This window comes from Streptomyces sp. DG1A-41 (assembly GCF_037055355.1).
GTDB lineage: Bacteria > Actinomycetota > Actinomycetes > Streptomycetales > Streptomycetaceae > Streptomyces.
The window spans coordinates 5,123,818-5,144,370 of sequence record NZ_CP146350.1 but is presented as its reverse complement, the minus strand read 5'-3'; the positions used below and the strand labels follow the sequence as shown (position 1 = coordinate 5,144,370).

Genomic DNA, 20,553 nt, shown 5'->3' with positions numbered 1-20,553 from the left:
CCCGCATCGCCCCCTATGTCCGCTTCTGTCAGCGTGGGGGAATGACCGCCCCGATACCCAGGGACATACCGGACCTCCCCGCGATTCCGGGCAAGTCCGCGCTGAAGCCCTCCCCCGTCCCCGCCACGGCCGTCATCCCCCCGGTCCGCCGCCCGGCGGCCGCGGCCTTCCGCCTGCTGGTCGCCCTGGCGGCGGCCGCCGGCGTGACGCTCGACCTACTCCTGGGTGACCCGTCCCGGACGCTGGCCCACTTCGCGACCCAGAGCAACATCCTGCTCGCGCTGGTCATGGCCCTCTCGGCCCGCCGCGCGTGGACGGCCGGCCGCCCGCTACCAGGCGCCGTCCTGGGCGCGACCCTGCTCTACGTCGTCATCGCGGCCCTGGTGCACCACCTGCTCCTGGTGAACGAGGCGAGCCCCTTCTCCCTCGCGGGCGAGGCCGCCGCCGCTCCGACGGGCTGGCAGGCCGTCGCCCACCACACCCTCCACACGCTGACCCCGATCGCGGCCGTACTGGACTGGCTCCTGCTCACGGCCCCCGGCCGCCTGCTCCTGCGCCAGGCCAGCACCTGGCTCCTCTACCCCCTGGCCTACCTGGCCTTCTCCCTCACCCGAGGCGAACTCCTCCTCCCGGGCACCCCCGACCGCTACCTCTACCCCTTCCTGGACGTCGACCAGGACGGCTACAAGAAGGTCCTCGGCAACGCCCTCCTCCTGGGCCTCTCCTTTTACGCCCTCGCGCTCCTCCTCGTGGCCCTCGACCATGCCCGCCCGAACCCCCTGCGCCACCTCTGGAAAACCGGATTTCGTCTCTAGCCACCAGTGGGCTAAAGTAAACGTCGTCGCCGCGACAGCAGCGACATCGGGGTGTAGCGCAGCTTGGCAGCGCGCTTCGTTCGGGACGAAGAGGTCGTGGGTTCAAATCCCGCCACCCCGACGCTGGTCAGAGGGCACTTACGGACGTCCGTAGGTGCCCTCTGTCATACCCGGGGGGCCAAACAGGGGGCCAAACGATTTTGATCAGGCCACCGCGTCGCCCTCCTCCAGGTCTTCCGTCTCCTCCCTTTTCTGATCTTCAGCGAAGATGTCATCCATCGCTTCGGCTCCCTTGGTGATCACGGGACGGAGCTGTTTGCGGTAGACCGCCTCTGTGGTCGCCTGGCTGCTGTGACCGACCAACAGGGCGATGGTCTCCAGCGGGATGCCGTGATCGGATAGCAGAGAGACGAAGCTGTGTCGGAGCTCCCGAGGCGTCCACTCAGGCTTCAGTCCGGCCCGCTTCACGATGGCCTTGAAGTCTCGCCGGACGTTGGCCGCGTCGAGCGGCTCGCCGGTCCGGGTCGTGAAGACACGCCCCGTGGGGCTCCACTCCATCCCTCTCGATGCTCGTTCCTGCTTCTGCCGTCGCATGTGCTCTTCGAGGACGTCGACTACCTGCTTCGGCAGAGCGATGGTCCGGCGGCTCTTCCTGGTCTTGGTTTCGCCGTGCTTGCGCACGGAGCGCCACACGGCGACGTGCGCCGGGACGCCGTCCTTCGTCTCCAGGAAAACGTGATCCCACGTTAGGGGCCGCGCCTCTTCCGTGCGCACGCCACTGAGGAGCGAGAGCACGAGGTAGGCGTACAGCCGTGACGGGCGCGCGGCGATGAGCACGGCTTTCGCCTGCTCCAGGTTCAGTGCCTTGCTCGGACGGCCTGGGCGCCCCTCAGGTGCGGTGACGAGTAGGGCGACATTCCGAGCGGCCTTGTCCCGGCGCTGAGCGTGCGCGATGGAGCGGCGCAGGATGGCGAGCAGGTCGCGCAGGCTCCGCGTCGCGAGGAATTCGGCCCTGTCGTCCAACCAGTCGTCGACGTCATCCGCGCTGAGTTCCTTCAGCTTGGCCTTGCCGATGAACGGGATCAGGTGCTTGTTCGCCATCGAGCGGTTCTTGCTGACGGTCTGGGCGTCACGTGAACCTTCCCCTTGATCGTGGACACCTGGAGACTGGGACCTGAGGTTCCAGGGGAAGTAGCACCAGGTGGGAAGCAAGTACACGAAGCGGTACACCGAAGAGTTCAAGCGGGACGCGATCGCGCTCGTCGACTCCTCGGGCAAGACGGTCACGGCGGTCGCCAGGGAACTCGGCATCAGCTCCGAGTCCCTGCGCGGCTGGTACCGCAAGGCGAAGGCGGAGCAGGGCGAGGGCGCTCCCGGCGAATTGAGCAGTGCCGAGCGCGAGGAGCTCAAGCGGCTGCGGCGGGAGAACCGCGAGCAGCAGCAGACGATCGAGATCCTGAAAAAAGCGACCGCCTTCTTCGTGAAGGAGAACGACCGGTGAGCGAGTTGTGCCGGTTCATCCATGCGGAGAAGGCGAACTACCCGATCGTTCTGTTGTGCCGGGTGCTGCACGTCGCCCGCTCCTCCTACTACGCGTGGCGCGAGGGCGGGGCCGCCCGCCATGCCCGGCAGGCCGCCGACGACGCGCTCGCGCACGAGATCACGGTGCTGCACGTCGCCTCCCGCCGCACCTACGGTGTCCCGCGCATCCACGCCGAACTGCGGCGTCTGGGGCGGCGGGTGAACCGCAAGCGCATCGCCCGCGTGATGCGCGAGCGCGACATCCGAGGCGTCACCCGGCGCAAGCGCCGCTCGTTGACCCGGCCCGACAAGAAGGCGAAGCCGGCCCCTGACCTGATCGGCCGCGACTTCCACGCCGAGCGGCCCGGGATCAAGCTGGTCGGCGACATCACCTACCTGCCCACTGCCGAGGGCTGGCTCTACCTCGCCTGCTGGCTGGACCTGGCCACCCGCGAGGTCGTCGGTTATGCCATGGCTGATCACCACCGCGCAGAACTCGTCGTGGACGCCCTCGACATGGCCTACGGCCGAGGCGGCCTGGAGCCCGGCTGCGTGATCCACAGTGACCGCGGCAGCGAATACACCTCGACTCAGTTCTGCGACCGAATAAGGGAGTTGGGACTGCAGAACAGCTGCGGACGCACCGGATCTTGCTTCGACAACGCGGCCGCGGAGAGTTTCTGGGCCCTGCTCAAGGAAGAGATCGGCACCCGCATCTGGCCCGACCGGGCCACCGCCCGCGCCGAGGTCTTCACCTTCATCGAGACCTTCTACAACCGCCGCCGCCTGCGCAAGCACAAGACCTTCGGCTACCTCACCCCGGCCGAGACCAGGCAGCGGCACCAACACGCCCTCGCGGCATAACCGACGAGTGTCCAAGATCACGGGGAAACTTCAGCCTCAGACTACGTTGTCAGGTAGGAGACCATGGCTAACGCCCCAGGAAATCCCTCTACGCAGATCACCGAGGCCACCGAAGCAGTGCGCGCAGAGCTAGCCCGCATTGAAACCCAAGCCTCGATGCTGTTGGCACTTTTCGGTGCGGCTTTGGCCGTGGTGATCGCAGCGGCACAGACAGGACTGACAGCAACCGCGGCTGCCTTCGTATGGGCTGCGGCGCTTCCTACAGGCTGTGCCGTATCGCTACTGCTCTGGGCTGTCCGTCCGCGCTTCGCCCCGACGGCACGATTCGACGCACAGCGGTATGCAGCCTATGTCGAGCGCCCGGACGACCTCGAGGCAGAGCTAGCCGCGTCATCGCTCAATTCAGCTCGCGCACAACGCCTAGCCGTCTTGTCTGCCCACGCTGTCGCCACACATCGGCTCGTCCGTTACGCGATCGACTTGCTGTTCGTCTCACTCGCCCTGCTGGCCGTCGCTGCGGTCCTGGTCATGTAGTGGACAACGGCAGGTGCATAGGCATCCAGAGCCAAGACGTCTCGTGCTTAACCGGTCCCGTACCAAAGCAGCCGAGCAAGCTGGTCGCGGTCCACTATTCACCCCGCGCAGATCCTGCTGTACAGCAGCGAAGTACAGCAACCACCGTGACCGCGGCCGACCAGCATCGACCACAGAACCACGGCCGAACAGCCGAAAAGACCTCGGCGACCGTTCCGCCCGTAGTTCGCATCGAGGGGCGACCTGACATCCACGGCTGACATCAACGACGCCGGACGGGGGCGTACCCCAGCGCCCCGGTCCGGCCGTCGCTCCAGGCGACGGCAGCAGCCGGAGCGGGCTCGGATCGAACTCCTAAAGCGGTGTTCATAGAGATCAGCCCTACCAGGCGCGCCAAGGGCACGCCGGACGGGAACGGGGAGCCCCGGGCCGTGTCCGAGGCTCCCCGCATCACACACCGCTACAGCTCAGCCCTCTCAGGGGCGCCCAGGCGCCACCGGCCTGCATCCGCGGCTGGTCGCGACGCGCAGCACGTCCCGCAAGGCACCGGTCAGTTGGCCGGCGAAAAGGTGCAACTCCTCCAGATCGTCGGTCTCGTCGTCGAGTACCTGACGTGCGTGCTCCAGCAGCTGGGACGCCATCCCGAGTTGATACGCCTCGATGTGGTCCGCCAGGCGGGACACGTAACCGCCTTGGTCATCTGTGCTCAGGTAGCACGGCTTGCCGTCCGGCCCCGCCCAGGGTAGAAGCCTCAGTTCGTCTCGTGTCGTCATCGCTGCACTCCCCCGCCGGTGGCCTCGATGGTGGGCACCGACGCGCCGCTGGATGCCGAGTCCCTCGCTGCGTCATCCCCGCCCCGAGACGGGTCGGGTACCGCGTGGCACAAACAGCCGCAAGCCTCGTAGATCAAAGGAAGGTCGACCGGCGCCGAATCCGGGGTGGACTCTGTACAGGCACGATGTGTGCCGATCTGGCAAGCAGTCGAGCGATACGACGCGGCCGAGGCGTCCGGGCCATGAATCTGCCGCCGCGTGGGCATCAGTGAGCCCCGGGGACAGCCGCACGGCACCGGTCTGGGCACCTTCCGATGGGTCGTCGAGCGGACGATCTCCTGGCTGCATGGCTTTCGCCGCTTGCGCATCCGGTGGGAACGACGCGACGACATCCACGAAGCCTTCCTCGGACTTGCCGTCTGCCTGATCACTCACCGACACGTTCAAAGGCTTTGTTAGGGCCAGTAACTGCGTGACAACGCCAGCGAACAACAGCGGACGCCCGCGAACGCCAGCGGACCACCACAGCAGGTGTGAGCTTGTTCCGCTTTGGCGGACACCAACGGTGTGGTGGTCAGGCTGCGAATGCGGTCTCGTACTCGGCGGGACTGCGATAGCCGAGGCTGCTGTGCAGACGGTGCAAGTTGTACCAGCCCTCGGTGAAATCGAAGATCGCGGTGCGGGCGGCGGCCCGGCTGGGCCAGGAGATGGAGTCGAGCAACTCCCTCTTGATGGTGGCAAAGAACGACTCGGTGAGTGCGTTGTCCCAGCACTGTCCGGTGCGACCGACCGACAGACACACCCCCAACTGGCCTGCCAGCGCGGCGAATTGCTGGCTGGTGTACTGACAGTTACGATCCGAGTGAAAGATCAACGGCCGGGTGGGACGGCGCTTCCGACAGGCGGCCGTGAGGGCATCGGCGACCAGATCGGTCCGCAGGTGGTCGGCCGTCGCCCAGCCGACCACGCGACGGGAGGCGATGTCGATGACGGTGGCCAGATAGAGCCAGCCCTCCTCCGTGGCGATATAGGTGATGTCGCCGCACCAGCGGGAATCCAGACCGGCGGGGTCGGGCTGGAAGTCCCGGACGACGAGATCGGGCCGCAGGGCAGCTCGTGGATCGGGGATCGTCGTCAGGTGCCGTCGTCTGCGGTGTCGGCCCTGCAGGCCGGCAGCCCGCATCAGCCGCGCGACACGTCGGCGGCCACATCCGGCGCCTGCCCGCTTGAGCACGGCATGGACGCGCGGGGCGCCGTAGGTTCCCCGCGATCTCGTGTGGACGTCGGCGATCTGTTCCGCCAGCTCGGCGTCACGGACCGCGCGGGGGCCAGGCTTGGCAGCGCGGCGGGCATAGAAGGCGGTCCGGGAGACCTTCAGCAGCTCACACGCTCGTTTGACGCTGTGACCTGCACGCTTCTCCGCCTCGATGAACGGGTGCACCGTCACCGGGTCTCCTTCGCGAAGAAAGCCGTGGCCCGCTTGAGGATGTCGACGTCCTCACGCAGACGGCGGTTCTCCCGCCGCAGTGCGGCCAGCTCCTCGCGTTCGCTGCTGGTCAGACCGTCCCGCTCGCCCGCATCGACCTCGGCCTGCTTCACCCAGTCACGCACCGCGGTCTCGGTCAGATCGAAGTCCTTGGCGATCTGACCGACCGAGCGGTCACCGCGTCGACACAGCTCGACGATCTCCGCCTTGAACTCCAGCGTGAACGAGCGATGAGAAAGAAGGTCTGGGGCGACTACGCCGGCAGCGGCCTGGAGTGCGACGAGTACCCCTTCGCCTCCACCAAGGAAGGATCCACCAAGGGCGACAACCGCTTCTCCGTCCGGCTGATCGACGGCAAGGACAACCGCAAGGGCGGAGAGCGCCTCAACGAGATGTACACCCTCAACCGCGTCCTGGACGACGATCCCTTCTACGTGAAGATCACCAACTAGCAGGAAGACACCACTGACCATGGCGCTTCTCGCCGAACACAACGTCACCGCTACCCCCGGCCGCCGCGTGCTGGAGGTCTACGACGCGGACGCCTACCTCGGCGACGAAGCAGCCATGGACGCCGCGGAGACACAGGTGGTGGCCGGCAACGGCTACCACCTGTACCTCCTCAGCCTGCAACCGGACATGAAAGTCCAGATGACGATCCGCATCTGGGACACCCCACCCACCCCGCCCGCCGAGGCCGAAGGCCACACCGACGTCAGCCTCGAATCCGAGACAGGCGTCCTGGTCGTCGGCCAACTCGACCGCGGACCCGCCGACGAGATCACCCTGCCCCGCCCCGGCGTCTATGAAGGCCACGCCTGGTGGCAGAACCGCCAAGCAGCAGCCGACTACTACAACACCACCCTCGACCAACTCACCGACGACTCCCCCGAAGACCAGCTCACCGAAGCCTGGAACAACTGCCCAGTCACCGAACGCTACGTCCTCGACCTCGCCTACACCCGCGAGCTCGAACCCGTCGATGAAGACGACCTCTGAAATCCGTACGGGCCGGTGTGACAGCCGCCTCGAAGGACCCGCCTTGATGACTGCGAACGCTGGCATGATGCGCGCTCATGAGAACGAGAGATGACAGTGACGAGGCGTACGTAGTCGGCTTGTGCAGCCAGGTGCTCGGCGACACCGCACTGACCCAGCACAAGTTCGACTGGCTGCAGGGCGACCCCGGTACGGGCGGCCGACGTGCCAAACTGCCGGTCGACGCCTACTGGCCCGGCCACCAACTCGTGGTCGAATACCGGGAACTCCAGCACGACCAGCCCATGCCCCACTTCGACAAGCCCGACAGGCTCACTGTCAGCGGCGTCCACCGGGGCGAGCAGCGGGCGTTGTACGACGCCCGGCGTGATACGGAGATTCCCGCGCACGGACTGCGGCTGATCGTGATCCGGCAGGCCGACCTCGATGCGGACGGTCGCGGACGACTGCGCCGTAACCAGGAGACGGACCTGGCTGCGCTGAGGAGGATCCTGGCACGCCACAGCGACGAGGACCGGGTCACCGACGCCTTCCGTACGTGGCTTCTTGCCGAGGGCTGGACGCCGGTTGATCCCACGGACCGTTGGACTGATCTCGAAGCCGTGCGTGACGATGAGCGGCTGATCTGCGAAGCCAAAGGTCGCACCAGTGAGAAGGGAATCGACGCCGACATCGCCTACGGGCAGTTGCTGCGGCGGATGACGAGCCAGGAACCCCACACGCGGTACGCGCTGGTGGTGCCGTCCGCGTCCGTGAAGGCCGTCGAGCGCGTTTCGGCGCATGTTCGCAAGCTGTTGCGCATCGACGTGTACGAGGTGACGGACGACGACGTGGTGCGCCGACCGTCGGCATAGAGGGGTTCCCGGCCCAGACCGCTGCGCCCCAGTGCAAGACGGTCAGCCGCAAGACGGCCAGTTCGGTGGCGGATTCGCGGTGCTGACGTCGTCGGGCGCCCTGGGCTCATGATGTGGGCCAGTGCTTCGGCGGGGATGCCTTCGGGTCGGTGATCTGCAGACGGTTGTGGCGCGAGGGGTCGACGGCCGTGTGGGACACCAGCCGCTGCCCGTCGGCCCCTTCGAGTTCGGCAATGGCGTGCGGCAGCGCGGCACACACGGTGGCTATCGCGGTGCCGAGGCCGACCAGGCCGCCGTGCTTGTTGTTCTGGCGGTACTGGATGCGGTGGAGTCCCGACCGCGCGATCGCCTCGACTTCCATGGGCCGGTTCAGTTGCTTGGCGTCATTGGTGATGATCGCCTGGAAGCCCTCCGTCTTGGCCATCGCGTACAGCTCGATGTCCTTCGTGCCGGCCCAACCGTCCAGCTCATGGACGTGCATCACGTCGTGCGCGGTGAGGAGAATGCGCACGATCTCTGCCATGGGCCTGGGGACGTTCTCGTCGAGCAGCAGCTTCAAGCGACAACCTGCCGAGAGCCATCGACGTAGCTGTCCACGTAGTCGCTGAAATCGACCGCGTCGCGTGCAGCGGCAGCACTGACTCCTGGGTAGAAGTCGCTAACCCGGTCTGGGGGGACACCATCCCTCACCAGGGCAGCCACCTCAGCCGCCGGGATCCGTGTCCCTTCGATGACCGGCTCACCGCCACGCACCGCGGAGTCGACGGCGACGTGGTCGCGCGGCTTCAGCAGGTCCGGAATGTGGCGGCCGTCCTTGTAGAAGGGCGCGAGCACGTCCACCAACTGGTGGATGACCACGTTCCCGCCTCTGATCAGATCGACTGCCTGCTCGGGCTCCGCAAGGTAGATCGTGTCCGGTCCCGCGACGAGCGCGTAGGAGGACAGGTGCTCACGCTCGCCCAGGTCCTCCCGGAGCGCGTCCACGGCCCTGCGGATCTTTAGCAGTGATGTCTCCTTGCGAAGCTTCACACAGGCCCGCAACGCCACCACGTCACGGAAGGAGTACAGGATCGGGCGCGAGTCGGAGATCTCCGGCACGAGGAGGGCGCCCCGCTTGCCGGAAGCGCGGCGCCAGTGGGAGAGCTGCCGCAGCGTGGCACCGGAAAGGACCGCGGCGAGCTTGGCCTCATACGACACCGCGTTCCTCCTCTCCGCCCCCATCGGATCTTTGGTGACCGTACTCCATCCTCGTGCCTTCCGCCGAGATCGGAAAAGACGGGCTCCGTTCGGGGTAATCGGAGCCCGTCTCCCGACCATCAGGCCATCGTCGTGGCACGAGCGCGCAGCAGCCGATCGAGTACGGCGACCGGCGAGCGCGGGTACAGGCTCCGACGGGCGTCCAGCGCCGACTCCCACTGCCCGGTCAGGCCGACCTTGAGACGCGTCGGCGGCGGCACGGGAGACGGTCTGTATGAGCCCCGCCCAAGTGGCAGAGGGAGGCGTCAGTGAGCTGGGCGAGCTGCTGGTCGTCGGCCAGACATCCGGCCAGGGCCTGCTCGGCCTGGCGTTGCCGGTCACAGTCGCCGAGAGCGAGGCCGGCGAGTTGCTGAGCGCGGGCGATGCCGGGGGTGCCGTAGCACCAGGACGGGCGTCTGCGTCCTGGGCGCTGGAGCTCGCCGCGTCGGTGTTCGGCTCGGGTGATCAGGTCCGGCCACCAGGCGTGCGAGCCGGTGCCGTTGCGCCACCGGTCGAGCCAGTCGCAGATCCGGGTGATGGCTTGCGTCTGTCCGGGCACCGTGTTGCCGTGTCGCAGGGCCATGGCCAGCAGCGCCAGCGGTCCGGTGATGCCGTGGGCAAGGCCGAAGTTGCCGTGTCCGCCGGGCCATCGCGGCGTCGGTCGCAGATCGGGACTGTCTCCCGTCCACCAGCCGGGCAGACGCTGCGCTTCGATGGTGATCGGTTCCGTCAGCCGCACCAGGTAGGCGAGGACGTCGCCACCCCGACAGAGAAACAGCAGATCAGCCCGTCTACTCACATGAGTAGACGGGCTGATCTGCTTTCTGCGTGTCCATCTGCGTGACTACCGCTTCGGATCCTGGCTGAAGATTTTGTCCATGACCCGAGCGGTTCAGGCAGAGTGGATCGCCTCCAGCGTGCGGGTGCTGAGGGTCTTGGCGTTGGCAGCCAACCAGCGGTCGACGTCTTCCGCACTGCTGAGGTCGCGGAGCTTTCGGGCGCCCAGAGCGGGGATCACGCGGGTTCTGGCTGAGGATGGTGCAGTGCTCGACAGTGCCCGGGTCACGACCCGCCAGGCCGTAGGCAAGCCAGTCGTTCACGGCGTCGGCGACGGTGTGATCGTGATTCCGCAATACCTCCTGAGCTTGTTCTTCGCCTCTGTCGTGGTCTTGCCACTCGGATCGAAGCCCAGGTACGCCGTGGCAATCCGCCGGCACCGGGATGGAGGGGGCGCCGTTTCCGGCTGCGGGCCCGTAGTGGAGTGCGCGGGGTGCTCCCATCCCGTACGCCATCGACCCAGGCAGAGCCGAGCAGACGCGGCCCATGGCGCCGCAGGGTGTTCGTACAGTGGCGCGCTCCACCTGGACGCCATGAACCACGCCTGCTCCACGGTGTGTGGGTCGACGGTGTACGGGATGGGAGCTGGAGTGAGTGGTGGGTTGAGGCCGGTTTCGGCCTGCTCCCGAGGGGTGATCACCTACGCCCAGAAGAGCGGTCGCCGGACGACTGATCCACCGGGCGGGCAGCTGCGGCGGCCATGAGGGCCAGCATCAGGGCGATCACGCCGACGATGATGTTGTTGACTATGGTCCTGGTGGTGCTGACGTCACCTGCCACAACCCACGGCGCAAAGATCGTCCACACGCTCAGCACGCAAGCGCCCCACGCCATGCTGTGCGAACGCTCGTACGCCCGGCCGAAGCCACCGCTCATGAGGAGGGCGTAGGCGATACCGGTGATCAGGTTGTTGACCGCCAGGGTGGAAAAGTCGTTGAATCCCGCGATCCACGGTGAGGCTGCGAGGTAGAGCCCTGTGATCAGGGCCATGGCCTCGACGGCTTGCGCCCTCGGGGTGGTCGCGAAGCGTTCGGCCATCTCGTGTCGATTGCGCATTGCGACGATGTCGGGATGGGTTTCCATGTCTGACCGGGGTTGCGTCGCCATTGCACTTCCTCCAAATTGTCCGTTATGTGTCCTATCTGGGAGTGAGTACCCCGTAGGGATGAGATAACCGTCCTGAGGTGCCAAGTCCGAGGGCACCGCTGCAGGAGGTGGTCTGTCTGGCCGGGCGAGCCGCCGAGCGCTGGGCTGAGTGCAGCAGCCGCGCACCGCAACCGCTGTTGAGCCCTGGCGCCCGGCAGCGCACCCACCAGCGTCCTGAGCGCCTCGTTGTGGTGCGGGGGCTGGTGAGATCGCTCGTCAAGACCGCATGCAGCGACTGACATCAGCGGCTGACACCAACAATCACGGATAGGGGCGGTCTCCGCCGGACGTCAGTGGACGATCGGGCGAAGTGCAGACCTTGTTGGCCGACTCGACAAGCCCGCATGATCGACCTGATAAGGATGAGGTCAGACCTCAAAGCCCGGATCGGGCACCTGGCGCCACGTTGACGGGTGTAGAACCGTGATCACCCACGCGTGGGCGCCCATAGGGTCGCGGTCATGACGAGACCTCTTGCAGCACCGACCACGTTGGCGACCGAGAAGCCTTCAGCGCCTTCGGCGCGTCTACGAGCGGACCATGCGGAGAATTGGCGCGGAGTGGGAGAACGCGACGCTAGACGCCTTCTTGGAGGCTCTGGAAGCCTGGGTGTCGGATGCGCGTCCGCTGACTCCGCACCCTCGGCGGCCAGCGAACCCAGGGCCCCGGCAAGCCGCTCACCGGCCGCACATGCCGTGTCGTACAACCCGAAAGCCGATCGATCGGCACGCAGCGTCTCGTGCAGGGCACGCAGATGGTCCGCTGCGATGTCCTCCAGCCGCTGATCCGCGTCGCGCGAGTCCTCTCGCCAGTGCGCCAGCCGCCTCGCAGCGGAGCTCTACCGGTCGCCGTGCCCGGTCCGGCGGTCAGCCGGCCAGGAGTATCACCTGCTGTGACATGTGCCCCTGGGGGCGTGACCAGACGTGGCGTTGAGTCACGGACATCGCGCCCGGCCCTGGTCCGGGGCAGGTCAGGGGCTGGCAAGATTGGTGCTGCGCCGGGTGCCGCGTGGATCGGGGTGCCCAGACCGAGCGGCTGATCGGACCCTGGCGGCCGGGACCGGTCCCGTGGTCGGTGTGGTGGCATGCCCGTATGGACGCGGAGCGGGTGTTGATACCTCATCAGGGGGGCGGCCTCGACATCGGTGAGGTCCAAGGGCTCGTCGACTCGGTCGAAAGGGAGTCCGGTGGCGGCCTCGCCGGAACGCGGGTGACCACCTACCCGGCGGTCGAGCCGACCGAGTCGGTCGGCCACGCCCTTGTGCTCCGGCTGGAGGGGGATGGTGAGGTCACGCCCGATGCGTTGTCCCGTACGGGCACTTACGCGTACGAGGTGTCCGGCGGGCAGGCCGTCGTGGCCGTGGTGGTGTGGGCCGGCGAGGTCAACGCCTGGGTACGGCGGGTCGTCCCCCAGCACCTGGCCAGGGTCGAGGCGACCGGAACGGCGCTGACGCGGAGGCCGGGGTGGAAGCGGCTGGCGGGTGAGGACGCGCTGGCCTTCGTCGCCGGAGCCCGGGACGGGGACGGGCGGCGGTTCGGCACGTGATCGTGAGCCTCCTGCCCCGTACGAAGCCGCGGCGGATCCGGCCGCTCATGCCCGGTGGATGCATCCAGTGGGTGGACGGCGTGTTCCGCCGCGCCGGCGCGTCACTCGGCCGCATCGAAGTCGCGCACTGGCTCGTCTGCGTGGACGGGCCGGCACGCGTCCTGCATCTCGCCTATCTCTCCGCCGACCGCAACGTGATGCCGTTGCTGCCGTGGGAGGTGCTGTCCCGTGCCGAGAAGCGCGGGGGAAGGAAGCTGACGTAGGGCGTCGGCGGACCAGTGCGTGAACTCGGAGGTGTGGGCGAGAGATGGGGTTGTTCCGGAAGTGGCGGGAGCGAGGGCCGGACGACGATCCGCCGCAGCCCGTCGGGCAGGGACAGAGGCAGTCGGCCGATGACGCGTTATGTGGTCCATCGGGACGGTGCCGGGGAGTTGGAAGGCCTGTGGATCGGCGATGTCCGGCAGGCCGACGACGCCCTCATCGGGGAGGTGCTCGCCCGGCACGGGGTGCGGGGCGATGTGACGACATCGCGGTACCGGGTCATCCGCAACACCTTCAATGACCGCGGCGGTGTCTTCGTCAGGTTCGTCGGGGACGAGACGACGGCCGAAGCGGGTGCCCTGCCCCGGCGGGAGCTGGTGGTCGGGGACCAGCACTGCCTGGTGCACGAGGAGTTCGACACGTTCAGCCGCGACGCCGCCGCCGGCCACGTCGCGCTGCTGAAGACGACCATCGACGCGGCGTCGGCCAGTGACCTCTTCCCGCTGTACGAGGCCGCTGTCGGAGGTCGTCGGCGATCAGGCACCGCAGGCCCGGGCCGCCATGCGCGCCCCGCTCCAGTGCGCGACGTGCCTGCGTATCTACCCGGCCAACCTGATCTTTCTGCGGGACATGAAGCGTGAGGGTACGCCGATGGTCGGGACCGTCAGCAGCGCGGACGGCGCCAGGCAGGTCAACCGGGCGCTCGGGATGACCGCGTGTCCGGACTGCGGCGGCGAGGTCGCGGTCTGGGTGTACGACCCATGCCTCGGGCCACTAGGACAGGACCCCGGCCAGCGTTCCCGCCAATGTGAGCGCGAGGAAGACCGCGCCCCAGGCCATCGCCCGGCGTATGCAGCGGTACTTGATCCAGGCGGTGCGGGACAGGATCTCCAGGACCTCCCGCTGGGTCGCGTCACCGGAGGAGGGGGCCCGGGAAGGGCGTCGGGGGGATGCGGCCAGACCGAGGAGGAACAGGGACGGGGCGCAGGCGGCGCAGCCGGCCCATAGCAGGAGCTGTGGGAGCACGGCGTACTGGCCGGGCGCGATGAGGCCGCCGGCGATCGCGCCGAGCAGGGCGGTCAGGGCCGCGCCCAGGGTCGCCAGCGTCAGTCCGGCCTTGCTGTCGGCCTCCGCGAGCTGCTCGCGGGCCTCGGTCAGGAGGTCCCGGGTGAGTTCCGCCGCGCGGTCGGTCTGCGTCCCCGTCCCCGTGTCGCCGCTCGGTGTGGTCATACCTCCCCCTCGCTGATCAGCGGGATTGCCGAGTACCCGGAAGTGGCTCCTCTAGTACGCCAAGTACGCGTGGTCCTAAGCGTCTTACGCGGGTCTCAGTTGTTCCACGTCTCGTCGTACGGGTCGGCCGGTGCCGGTACCGGCCTGGCGCTGGTGACTTCGAGGTACGGGATCGGGCCGTCGTTGACCGGGTCCTTGGTCCGGCGGGGTGTGTACCGGCCGGTGATCTCCAGCCAGGTGTCCGGGCTCAGGACCGGGGGGATGTTGCCGGTCAGGGCGATCTTGACCGGCTGGGCGTCCGCCGCGCAGCAGTTGAGGCCCATGCGGACCAAGTAGGGGGCGCCCGCCCGGTCGAGGGTGACGAAGCCGGTGATCTTCAGCTCGCGGTCGCGGAGGGAGCGGCCGTCGTCGTAGACCGCGCGGCCGGCGTAGTCGGCCACGCCGAGGCGGAGGGGTTCGCCGGCGGGGAGGTCGGGGAAGCCGAAGGGCTTCGTCAGGGCCGTGCCCGTGTGGGCCGCGCTGTAGGAACCCAGGGCCGGCGGGGAGACCAGGATCAGGGCGAGGACGGGGAGGGCGAGGAGCCAGGAGACGCGGGGCTCGTGCTGGTGCTGGTGCTGTCGCGCGGGTGCGCGGCGGTGTTCGTACCAGAGCGTCGCCGCCGCCGTCGCGATCAGCGCCACGCCGGCCAGCAGGACCAGCGGGCGCAGGCCCGCCTTGACGTAGCGCAGGTAGAGGTCCGTCAGGCCGGCGTGCAGGAGGGTCGCGCCGAGCAGGAAGAGGAGGGCCGTCTGGGCCAGGCGGTTCACAGCAGGACCGTTCCGGTCAGGGCCGACACGACGACGGCCAGGGCGAACGTCGCGGGGGCGAAGCGCAGGGCGAAGGCGCGGCCGAAGGTGCCCGCCTGCATCGCGAAGAGCTTCAGGTCGATCATCGGCCCCACGACCAGGAACGTCAGACGGGCCGTCAGCGAGAACTGGGTCAGGGACGCCGCCACGAACGCGTCCGCCTCCGAGCAGATGGACAACAGGACGGCGAGGACCGCGAGGGCCAGCACCGAGAACACCGGGTTCCCGGCCGCCGCGCGCAGCCACTCCTCCGGCACCATCGCCTTCAGCGTCGCCGCGGCCATCGCACCGACCACCAGGAAACCGCCCGCGTGCATCACGTCGTGGCGCACCGAACCCCAGAAGGCCGCTCCCTCGCCCCGGCCCTCGTACGACGGCCTGTCCGGCGGACGCAGCCAGTCCGTGCGGCCGAGGCGGTGCCAGAGCCAGCCCATCGAGCAGGCCACCAGCAGGCTCGCGACGAAGCGGGCCAGGACCATCTCCGGGTTGCCCGGGAAGGCGACCGCCGTCGCCGTCAGCACGATCGGGTTGATGGCGGGCGCCGACAGGAGGAACGCCAGCGCCGCCGCCGGTGTGACCCCTCGGCGGACCAGCGCCCCGGCCACCGGCACCGACGCGCACTCGCAGCCCGGCAGCACGGCACCGGCCGCGCCCGCGACCGGGACCGCCAACGCCGGGCGCTTCGGCAGGGCCCGGGCGAAGAACGAAGGCGGCACGAACACCGCGATCGCCGCCGACAGCAGCACGCCGAGCACCAGGAACGGCAGCGCCTGGACCATGACCGCGACGAACACCGTCATCCAGCTCTGCATCACCGGTGCGGACAGGGCCCCGCGGATCGGGCCCTGGAGCATCACGGCCGTGAGCAGCAAAAGGGTCAGGAGGAGAGGGGAGTTGAGGTGCCGGGCCTCTTCCCCGCCCCCGTCCGTCTCCGCTCCCCCGCGCTCACCGCTGTCCTGCGGGGCGGTCTTCGTGATGGCCACGGGCCCGGTACCTCCGGTGGTGCGCGAGGGCATTCCCCATTCCCTCCCCTTGCGTACGGACGGCGACGGCCGGGCGTTCACGCAACACCGTCCCCTTCTGGAACCGGTCGTCCCGGTGAGGCAGTCTTCTCCCCGTGGGGAGCGTTCCGAACCAAGGTCAGCCGAGTGATCCGGCCACGCACATGATCGTGTGCGGGGACGACGGGCTCGCGCACCGGCTGGCCGCCGAACTCCGCGGTGTCTACGGCGAACAGGTCACGCTCGTCGTACCGCCCTCCGGGAGACGGGTGCGGCAACCCGTGGTCGGACGGGCCCGGGCCGCCTCGGCGGCCCTGCTCGACCGGGTCAGCGCGGCCGTCAACCGGACCGGCGCGAGCGGTGAACCGGCCGCGAACGAGCAGGTCGTGGAGGCCGCCGAGGTCACCGAGGCCGTGCTCACCGAGGTGGGCGCCGACCGGGCCGCGGCGCTGGCGCTCGTCTACGACGACGACGAGACCAACATCCGCGCCGCGCTCACCGCCCGTCGGCTCAACCCCCGCCTCCGCCTCGTACTCCGGCTCTACAACCGGCGGTTGGGGCAGCACATCGAGGAACTGCTGGACCAGACCGCCGCCGTCGCCTCCGGGGACGGACAGGGGGCGGGCCTCGACGCGTCGACGACCGTGCTGTCCGACGCCGACACGGCCGCGCCCGCGCTGGCCGCCACCGCCCTCGTCGGGACCAGCAAGGTCGTCCAGACCGAAGGGCTCGTCCTGCGTGCCGTGGAGCGGCAGCCGCCGCGGCCGGGCGAGGTGGCCGACCCCGGCCTGTGCACCCTGGCGCTGCTGTCCGCGACGAGCAACGACCCGGCCGGGGCGGACGGTTCCGAGGGCAGCGGGGAGCAGGGGCCGCGACTGCTGCCGGACGAGGCGGCGGTGGCGGCGGCGACCGGGCGCGGGACCGTCGTCCTGGAGCAGGTGTCGTACTCCGGGCCGTCCCTGCCCACCGGCCGGGGCGGTGTCCCGCCGTTCGCCTCGTTGTTCTCGCGCCGGCTGCGGTGGTCGCTGGCCGGGCTGGTGGGGTGTGTGCTCGCGCTCGCCGTGGCGTTGATGTTCGTGACCGGGGAGCATCCGCTGTACGCCACGTACGTCACGCTCCTCGACCTGTTCGGCATCAACGATCCCGCGTACCACGCGTCGACCGGGCGGCAGGTCCTGCAACTGCTGTCCGGGCTGGTCGGGTTGCTGTTGCTGCCGGTGCTGCTGGCCGCCGTGCTGGAGGCGCTGGGGACGTTCCGCAGCGCGTCGGCGCTGCGGAAGCCGCCGCGGGGGCTCGGCGGGCATGTGGTGCTGCTCGGGCTCGGCAAGATCGGGACGCGGGTGCTGACGCGGCTGCGGGAGCTGCACATTCCCGTGGTGTGCGTCGAATCCGATCCGGAGGCCAGGGGGATGGCCACGGCGCGGCGGCTGCGGGTGCCGGTGGTGCTCGGGGATGTCACGCAGGAGGGGGTGCTGGAGGCCGCGAAGATCCATCGGGCGCATGCGTTGCTGGCGTTGACCAGTGCGGACACGACGAATCTGGAGGCCGCGCTGTACGCACGGTCCGTGCGGCCTGATCTGCGGGTGGTGTTGCGGCTGTACGACGACGACTTCGCGACCGCGGTGTACCGGACGCTCCGGGCCGCGCATCCGTTCGCCCTGACGCGGAGCCGGAGTGTGTCGCATCTGGCCGCGCCCGCGTTCGCCGGGGCGATGATGGGGCGGCAGATTCTGGGGGCGATTCCGGTGGAGCGGCGGGTGCTGCTGTTCGCGGAGGTGGATGTGGCCGGGCATCCGCAGTTGGAGGGGCGGACGGTGGGGGAGGCGTTCCGGGCGGGGGCGTGGCGGGTGCTGGCGCTCAATACGGCACCTCCTGGGGGGCGGCGGGGTGAGGAGGAGAGTCCGGAGGGGGAAGGGGCGTCGCCGGCTTCGGGGCTGGTGTGGGATCTGCCTCCCACGTATGTGCTGGGGGCTGGGGATCGGGTGGTGCTGGCGGCTACGCGGCGGGGGTTGGCGGAGTTGCTGGGGCGCAGGAGGCGGGAGCGGGCGGGGGCGTGATGCCTAGTGGTGGGGTTCACGGCTCGGCGTTGTGAGGTGCGAAGTGTGGGGGCTGGGGCGGGGGGTTGCACAACCCGGCGGTTGTGATGTGTGGGGTTTCGGGCTCGGCCGGGGTTGCACAACCCGGCGTCACGAGGAGCGCGGCGTCTGGCTGAGGGCGGGGCGTTGCGCAGCCCGGCGTCACGAGGAGCGCGGCGTCGAGCTGGGCCGGGGTTGCACAACCCGGCGTCACGAGGAGCGCGGCGTCGGGCTGAGGGCGGGGCGTTGCGCAGCCCGGCGCAGCGGGGTGCCGCCCGCGCCCACCCGTGCCGCCCCAAGCGGCACGAGTGCCCGCGGATTGCGGGTACCTGGGCACGCGCCCGCGAGTTACGCACCCGTGCCCCGCGCGGCACGTGTCAGCGTCGGTGCCTCGCCCGTCATGGTCGTTGGCTCAGGTGCCTCTCCGCGAACTCCAGTTCCAGCCTGACCTGCTTGATCCGTTCGTCCACCACCAGTGAGCCGTGACCGGCGTCGTAGCGGTACACCTCGTGGACCGCGCCTCTCGCCTCCAGGCGTTGGACGTAGTTCTCGATCTGGCGGATGGGGCAGCGGGGGTCGTTGACGCCGGCCGAGATGTAGACCGGGGCCCTGACCTGGTCGACGTAGGTCAGGGGGAGGAGGCCTCGAAGCGGTCGGGGACCTCTTCGGGGGTGCCGCCGAGGAGCGTGCGGTCCATCGCCTTCAGCGCTTCCATCTCGTCGTGGTACGCCGTGACGTAGTCGGCGACGGGGACCGCCGCGATGCCCAGGGTCCACGCGTCGGGCTGGACGCCGAGGCCGAGGAGGGTGAGGTAGCCGCCCCAGGAACCGCCGGTGAGGATGAGGCGCTCGGGGTCGGCGAGGCCGGAGGTGACGGCCCACTCGCGAACCGCGGCGATGTCCTCCAGTTCGATGAGGCCCACGCGGTGCTTCAGGGCGTCCGTCCAGGCACGTCCGTAGCCCGTCGAACCGCGGTAGTTGACCCGGACCACCGCGTAGCCGTGGTCGACCCACGCCGCCGGGCCCGCCGCGAACGAGTCGCTGTCGTGCCAGGTCGGGCCGCCGTGGATGTCGAAGACCGTGGGGAGCGGGCCCGTGCTGCCCTTCGGCTTCTGGACCAGGGCGTGGATGCGGCCGCCGGGGCCCTCCACCCACACGTCCTCCACCGGCACCGAGCCGGGCGACTTCATGCCGGGCGGGTCGAGTACGACACCGCCGGCCGTGGAGCGGACCGCCGACGGTTCGGCGGCCGAGGACCACAGGTACTCGACGCTGCCGTCGGGCCGGGCCGTGGCGCCGGACACCGTGCCGGGCGGGGTCGGGATCTCGGTCAGGGCGCGGCTGGCCAGGTCGTAGCGGAACAGCTCGCTGCGGGCCTCGAAGCTGTGCGCGATGAGCAGGCCGCTGCCGTCCGGGTACCACTCGGCGCTGACGTCGCCCGGCAGTTCCAGCGCCAGGTCCGTCTCCTCGCCGGAGGCGACGTCCCAGACCAGGGGCTCCCAGCGGCCCCGGCGCTGGTGACCGATGAGGAGGCGGGTGTCGCCGTCGACGGGGGCGAATCCGAGGACCTCCAGGCCGAGCTCGCGCGTACCGCCCTCGGTGTCGTCGAGGTCGGCGACCGGGGTGCCGTCGGGGCGCAGGACGCGCAGGGCGGAGTGCATGGCGTCGCCGTGCTCGGTGTGCTCGACGGCGATGAGCGAACCGTCGTGGGAGAGGTCGCCGACGCCGGCCGACTCGCGGTGGCGGTAGATCTCCACCGGCTCCTCGCCGGTACGGACGAGATGGATCGTCGTACCGTCCTCGTCGGTCGAGCGGCCGACGACCGCCGTGCGCCCGTCTCGGCCGAGGGCGAGGCCCGCCGGGTAGGAGGCGTCCAGGCCCTCGGCGGCGAGTTCGTCCGCGCCGCCTGTGAAGGGCTGGCGGCGCCAGACGCCGAACTCGTCGCCGTCCTTGTCGTCGAACCACCAGATCCAGGCGCCGTCCGGTGACAGCACGCCGTCCGTCGTGCCGTTCGGCCGGTCCGTCACCTGGCGCTGCTCGCCCGTCCTGCGGTCCCAGGCGTACAGCTCGTACGTCCCCGTCGCGTTCGACACGAACAGGGAGCGGTCCGGCGCGTCCTCCGCCCAGTCGGGCAGGGACACCCGGGGCGCCCGGAAGCGCTTCTCCCAGTCCGGCATCCGCTCCTGCTGTCCCGCCTGAACCTTTTGCTCGTGCTGGTCCCGCTGATCCCGCGCGTCGGATCCGTTGCTCTCAGTCATGGCCCCATACTGCACGCCCCCGCCGGCAATGCGCTGGCGAGGTCCCCAGCCTGTGGATAACCTCCACCGATCCCCCCTTCCCGGCAGGCCAGGAGTGACCCACATGTACTCCCCCACGCCTTCGAGGCAGTGGGGGAGCGTCCCGCTGCACGCCGCCGCCGACGTCTCCGGCCGCTCGCTGCCGTACCCCTCGAGTGGCGGCACCGGGCCCGCAAGGACTGACGAAGCGGTACCGGGTCGTATCCACCCCGCAGGCCTGACCCGCCCGGCAGCC

Annotated in this window: 21 protein-coding genes, 1 tRNA gene and 4 pseudogenes; 13 read left to right on the top strand and 13 right to left on the bottom strand. The window is 69.3% G+C overall.

Annotated features, from left to right (window positions below; genetic code table 11):
- Nucleotides 1–41: 41 nt before the first annotated feature.
- Nucleotides 42–815, top strand: coding sequence for a Pr6Pr family membrane protein (locus tag V8690_RS24080; RefSeq protein WP_338781964.1), 774 nt, complete (start codon nt 42–44; stop codon nt 813–815).
- Nucleotides 816–862: 47 nt separating this feature from the next.
- Nucleotides 863–936 (top strand) — tRNA-Pro (locus V8690_RS24075).
- A gap of 83 nt (nt 937–1,019) precedes the next feature.
- Here V8690_RS24075 and V8690_RS24070 read toward each other — a convergent pair.
- The gene (locus V8690_RS24070; protein ID WP_338781962.1) at nt 1,020–1,916 is read right to left on the bottom strand and encodes a site-specific integrase; all 897 of its coding nucleotides are present in this window, start codon (nt 1,914–1,916) and stop codon (nt 1,020–1,022) included.
- Nucleotides 1,917–2,016: 100 nt separating this feature from the next.
- Here V8690_RS24070 and V8690_RS24065 point away from each other — a divergent pair, with 100 nt between their 5' ends.
- The 3 genes from V8690_RS24065 to V8690_RS24055 all read left to right on the top strand — a co-directional run bounded on the left by V8690_RS24065 (nt 2,017) and on the right by V8690_RS24055 (nt 3,734).
- Nucleotides 2,017–2,316, top strand: coding sequence for a transposase (locus V8690_RS24065; RefSeq protein ID WP_338781960.1), 300 nt, complete (start codon nt 2,017–2,019; stop codon nt 2,314–2,316).
- On the top strand, nt 2,313–3,200 hold the full coding sequence (locus V8690_RS24060; protein ID WP_338781958.1) for an IS3 family transposase: 888 nt from the start codon (nt 2,313–2,315) through the stop codon (nt 3,198–3,200). Before V8690_RS24065 ends, V8690_RS24060 begins: the two co-directional genes overlap by 4 nt.
- A 63-nt stretch (nt 3,201–3,263) precedes the next feature.
- Nucleotides 3,264–3,734, top strand: a complete 471-nt coding sequence (locus V8690_RS24055) for a Pycsar system effector family protein (protein ID WP_338781957.1) — start codon at nt 3,264–3,266, stop codon at nt 3,732–3,734.
- A 476-nt stretch (nt 3,735–4,210) separates the two neighbouring features.
- Here V8690_RS24055 and V8690_RS24050 read toward each other — a convergent pair whose 3' ends face one another.
- Nucleotides 4,211–4,507 carry a hypothetical protein gene (locus tag V8690_RS24050; RefSeq protein ID WP_338781956.1) on the bottom strand — a complete coding sequence of 99 codons (297 nt, stop codon included), beginning with the start codon at nt 4,505–4,507 and terminating at the stop codon, nt 4,211–4,213.
- Nucleotides 4,508–4,795: 288 nt separating this feature from the next.
- Between V8690_RS24050 and V8690_RS24045 the strand changes: the two are divergent.
- A pseudogene (locus tag V8690_RS24045) lies at nt 4,796–4,966 on the top strand (transposase); the annotation flags it as partial.
- A gap of 115 nt (nt 4,967–5,081) precedes the next feature.
- Here the strand turns inward: V8690_RS24045 and V8690_RS24040 are convergent.
- Nucleotides 5,082–5,954, bottom strand: coding sequence for an IS3 family transposase (locus tag V8690_RS24040; protein ID WP_338781955.1), 873 nt, complete (start codon nt 5,952–5,954; stop codon nt 5,082–5,084).
- A 17-nt stretch (nt 5,955–5,971) separates the two neighbouring features.
- Nucleotides 5,972–6,193 (bottom strand): annotated as a pseudogene (locus tag V8690_RS24035) (transposase); the annotation flags it as partial.
- On the opposite strand from V8690_RS24035, the gene V8690_RS24030 reads away from it, so the two are divergent.
- From V8690_RS24030 to V8690_RS24020, 3 genes are all read left to right on the top strand, one after another.
- Nucleotides 6,086–6,445 (top strand): NucA/NucB deoxyribonuclease domain-containing protein, encoded by a 360-nt coding sequence (locus V8690_RS24030; protein WP_338785439.1) that lies wholly within the window; start codon nt 6,086–6,088, stop codon nt 6,443–6,445. The pseudogene V8690_RS24035 and the gene V8690_RS24030 sit on opposite strands and share 108 nt — an antisense overlap.
- A gap of 19 nt (nt 6,446–6,464) precedes the next feature.
- Nucleotides 6,465–6,992 carry a hypothetical protein gene (locus V8690_RS24025; protein WP_338781954.1) on the top strand — a complete coding sequence of 176 codons (528 nt, stop codon included), beginning with the start codon at nt 6,465–6,467 and terminating at the stop codon, nt 6,990–6,992.
- Nucleotides 6,993–7,123: 131 nt separating this feature from the next.
- Nucleotides 7,124–7,846, top strand: a complete 723-nt coding sequence (locus V8690_RS24020) for a hypothetical protein (RefSeq protein WP_338781953.1) — start codon at nt 7,124–7,126, stop codon at nt 7,844–7,846.
- 106 nt (nt 7,847–7,952) lie between these two features.
- Here the strand turns inward: V8690_RS24020 and V8690_RS24015 are convergent, their stop codons facing one another.
- The 5 genes and pseudogenes from V8690_RS24015 to V8690_RS23995 all read right to left on the bottom strand — a co-directional run bounded on the left by V8690_RS24015 (nt 7,953) and on the right by V8690_RS23995 (nt 11,026).
- Nucleotides 7,953–8,405 (bottom strand): DUF5615 family PIN-like protein, encoded by a 453-nt coding sequence (locus tag V8690_RS24015; protein WP_338781952.1) that lies wholly within the window; start codon nt 8,403–8,405, stop codon nt 7,953–7,955.
- Complete coding sequence (locus V8690_RS24010) at nt 8,402–9,067, bottom strand: DUF433 domain-containing protein (RefSeq protein WP_338781951.1); 666 nt, start codon at nt 9,065–9,067, stop codon at nt 8,402–8,404. The genes V8690_RS24015 and V8690_RS24010 overlap by 4 nt, the downstream gene beginning before the upstream one ends.
- Nucleotides 9,068–9,269: 202 nt before the next feature.
- Complete coding sequence (locus tag V8690_RS24005) at nt 9,270–9,821, bottom strand: lanthionine synthetase LanC family protein (protein ID WP_338785438.1); 552 nt, start codon at nt 9,819–9,821, stop codon at nt 9,270–9,272.
- A 159-nt stretch (nt 9,822–9,980) separates the two neighbouring features.
- Nucleotides 9,981–10,289, bottom strand: a pseudogene (locus tag V8690_RS24000) (site-specific integrase); the annotation flags it as partial.
- 266 nt (nt 10,290–10,555) lie between these two features.
- Nucleotides 10,556–11,026: an SPW repeat protein gene (locus tag V8690_RS23995; RefSeq protein WP_338781950.1), complete on the bottom strand. Its 471-nt coding sequence runs from the start codon at nt 11,024–11,026 to the stop codon at nt 10,556–10,558.
- 1,047 nt (nt 11,027–12,073) lie between these two features.
- Between V8690_RS23995 and V8690_RS23990 the strand changes: the two genes are divergently transcribed.
- From V8690_RS23990 to V8690_RS23980, 3 genes are all read left to right on the top strand, one after another.
- Nucleotides 12,074–12,610 (top strand): hypothetical protein, encoded by a 537-nt coding sequence (locus V8690_RS23990; protein WP_338781949.1) that lies wholly within the window; start codon nt 12,074–12,076, stop codon nt 12,608–12,610.
- Complete coding sequence (locus V8690_RS23985; RefSeq protein WP_338781948.1) at nt 12,607–12,873, top strand: hypothetical protein; 267 nt, start codon at nt 12,607–12,609, stop codon at nt 12,871–12,873. The genes V8690_RS23990 and V8690_RS23985 overlap by 4 nt, the downstream gene beginning before the upstream one ends.
- A gap of 129 nt (nt 12,874–13,002) precedes the next feature.
- Entirely contained in the window at nt 13,003–13,512 is a 510-nt protein-coding gene (locus V8690_RS23980) for a hypothetical protein (RefSeq protein WP_338781947.1), read from the top strand.
- Between the two features lie 133 nt (nt 13,513–13,645).
- Here V8690_RS23980 and V8690_RS23975 read toward each other — a convergent pair whose 3' ends face one another.
- The 3 genes from V8690_RS23975 to V8690_RS23965 all read right to left on the bottom strand — a co-directional run bounded on the left by V8690_RS23975 (nt 13,646) and on the right by V8690_RS23965 (nt 15,929).
- Complete coding sequence (locus tag V8690_RS23975) at nt 13,646–14,101, bottom strand: hypothetical protein (RefSeq protein ID WP_338781946.1); 456 nt, start codon at nt 14,099–14,101, stop codon at nt 13,646–13,648.
- Nucleotides 14,102–14,196: 95 nt separating this feature from the next.
- A complete protein-coding gene (locus tag V8690_RS23970; protein ID WP_338781945.1) occupies nt 14,197–14,907 on the bottom strand; it encodes a TIGR03943 family protein in 711 nt (236 codons plus the stop codon).
- A complete protein-coding gene (locus tag V8690_RS23965; protein ID WP_338781943.1) occupies nt 14,904–15,929 on the bottom strand; it encodes a permease in 1,026 nt (341 codons plus the stop codon). The genes V8690_RS23970 and V8690_RS23965 overlap by 4 nt, the downstream gene beginning before the upstream one ends.
- A gap of 182 nt (nt 15,930–16,111) precedes the next feature.
- Here V8690_RS23965 and V8690_RS23960 point away from each other — a divergent pair, with 182 nt between their 5' ends.
- Entirely contained in the window at nt 16,112–18,004 is a 1,893-nt protein-coding gene (locus tag V8690_RS23960) for an NAD-binding protein (RefSeq protein WP_338785436.1), read from the top strand.
- 416 nt (nt 18,005–18,420) lie between these two features.
- On the opposite strand, the pseudogene V8690_RS23955 reads toward V8690_RS23960, so the two are convergent.
- A pseudogene (locus V8690_RS23955) lies at nt 18,421–20,279 on the bottom strand (prolyl oligopeptidase family serine peptidase).
- Nucleotides 20,280–20,553 lie beyond the last annotated feature (274 nt).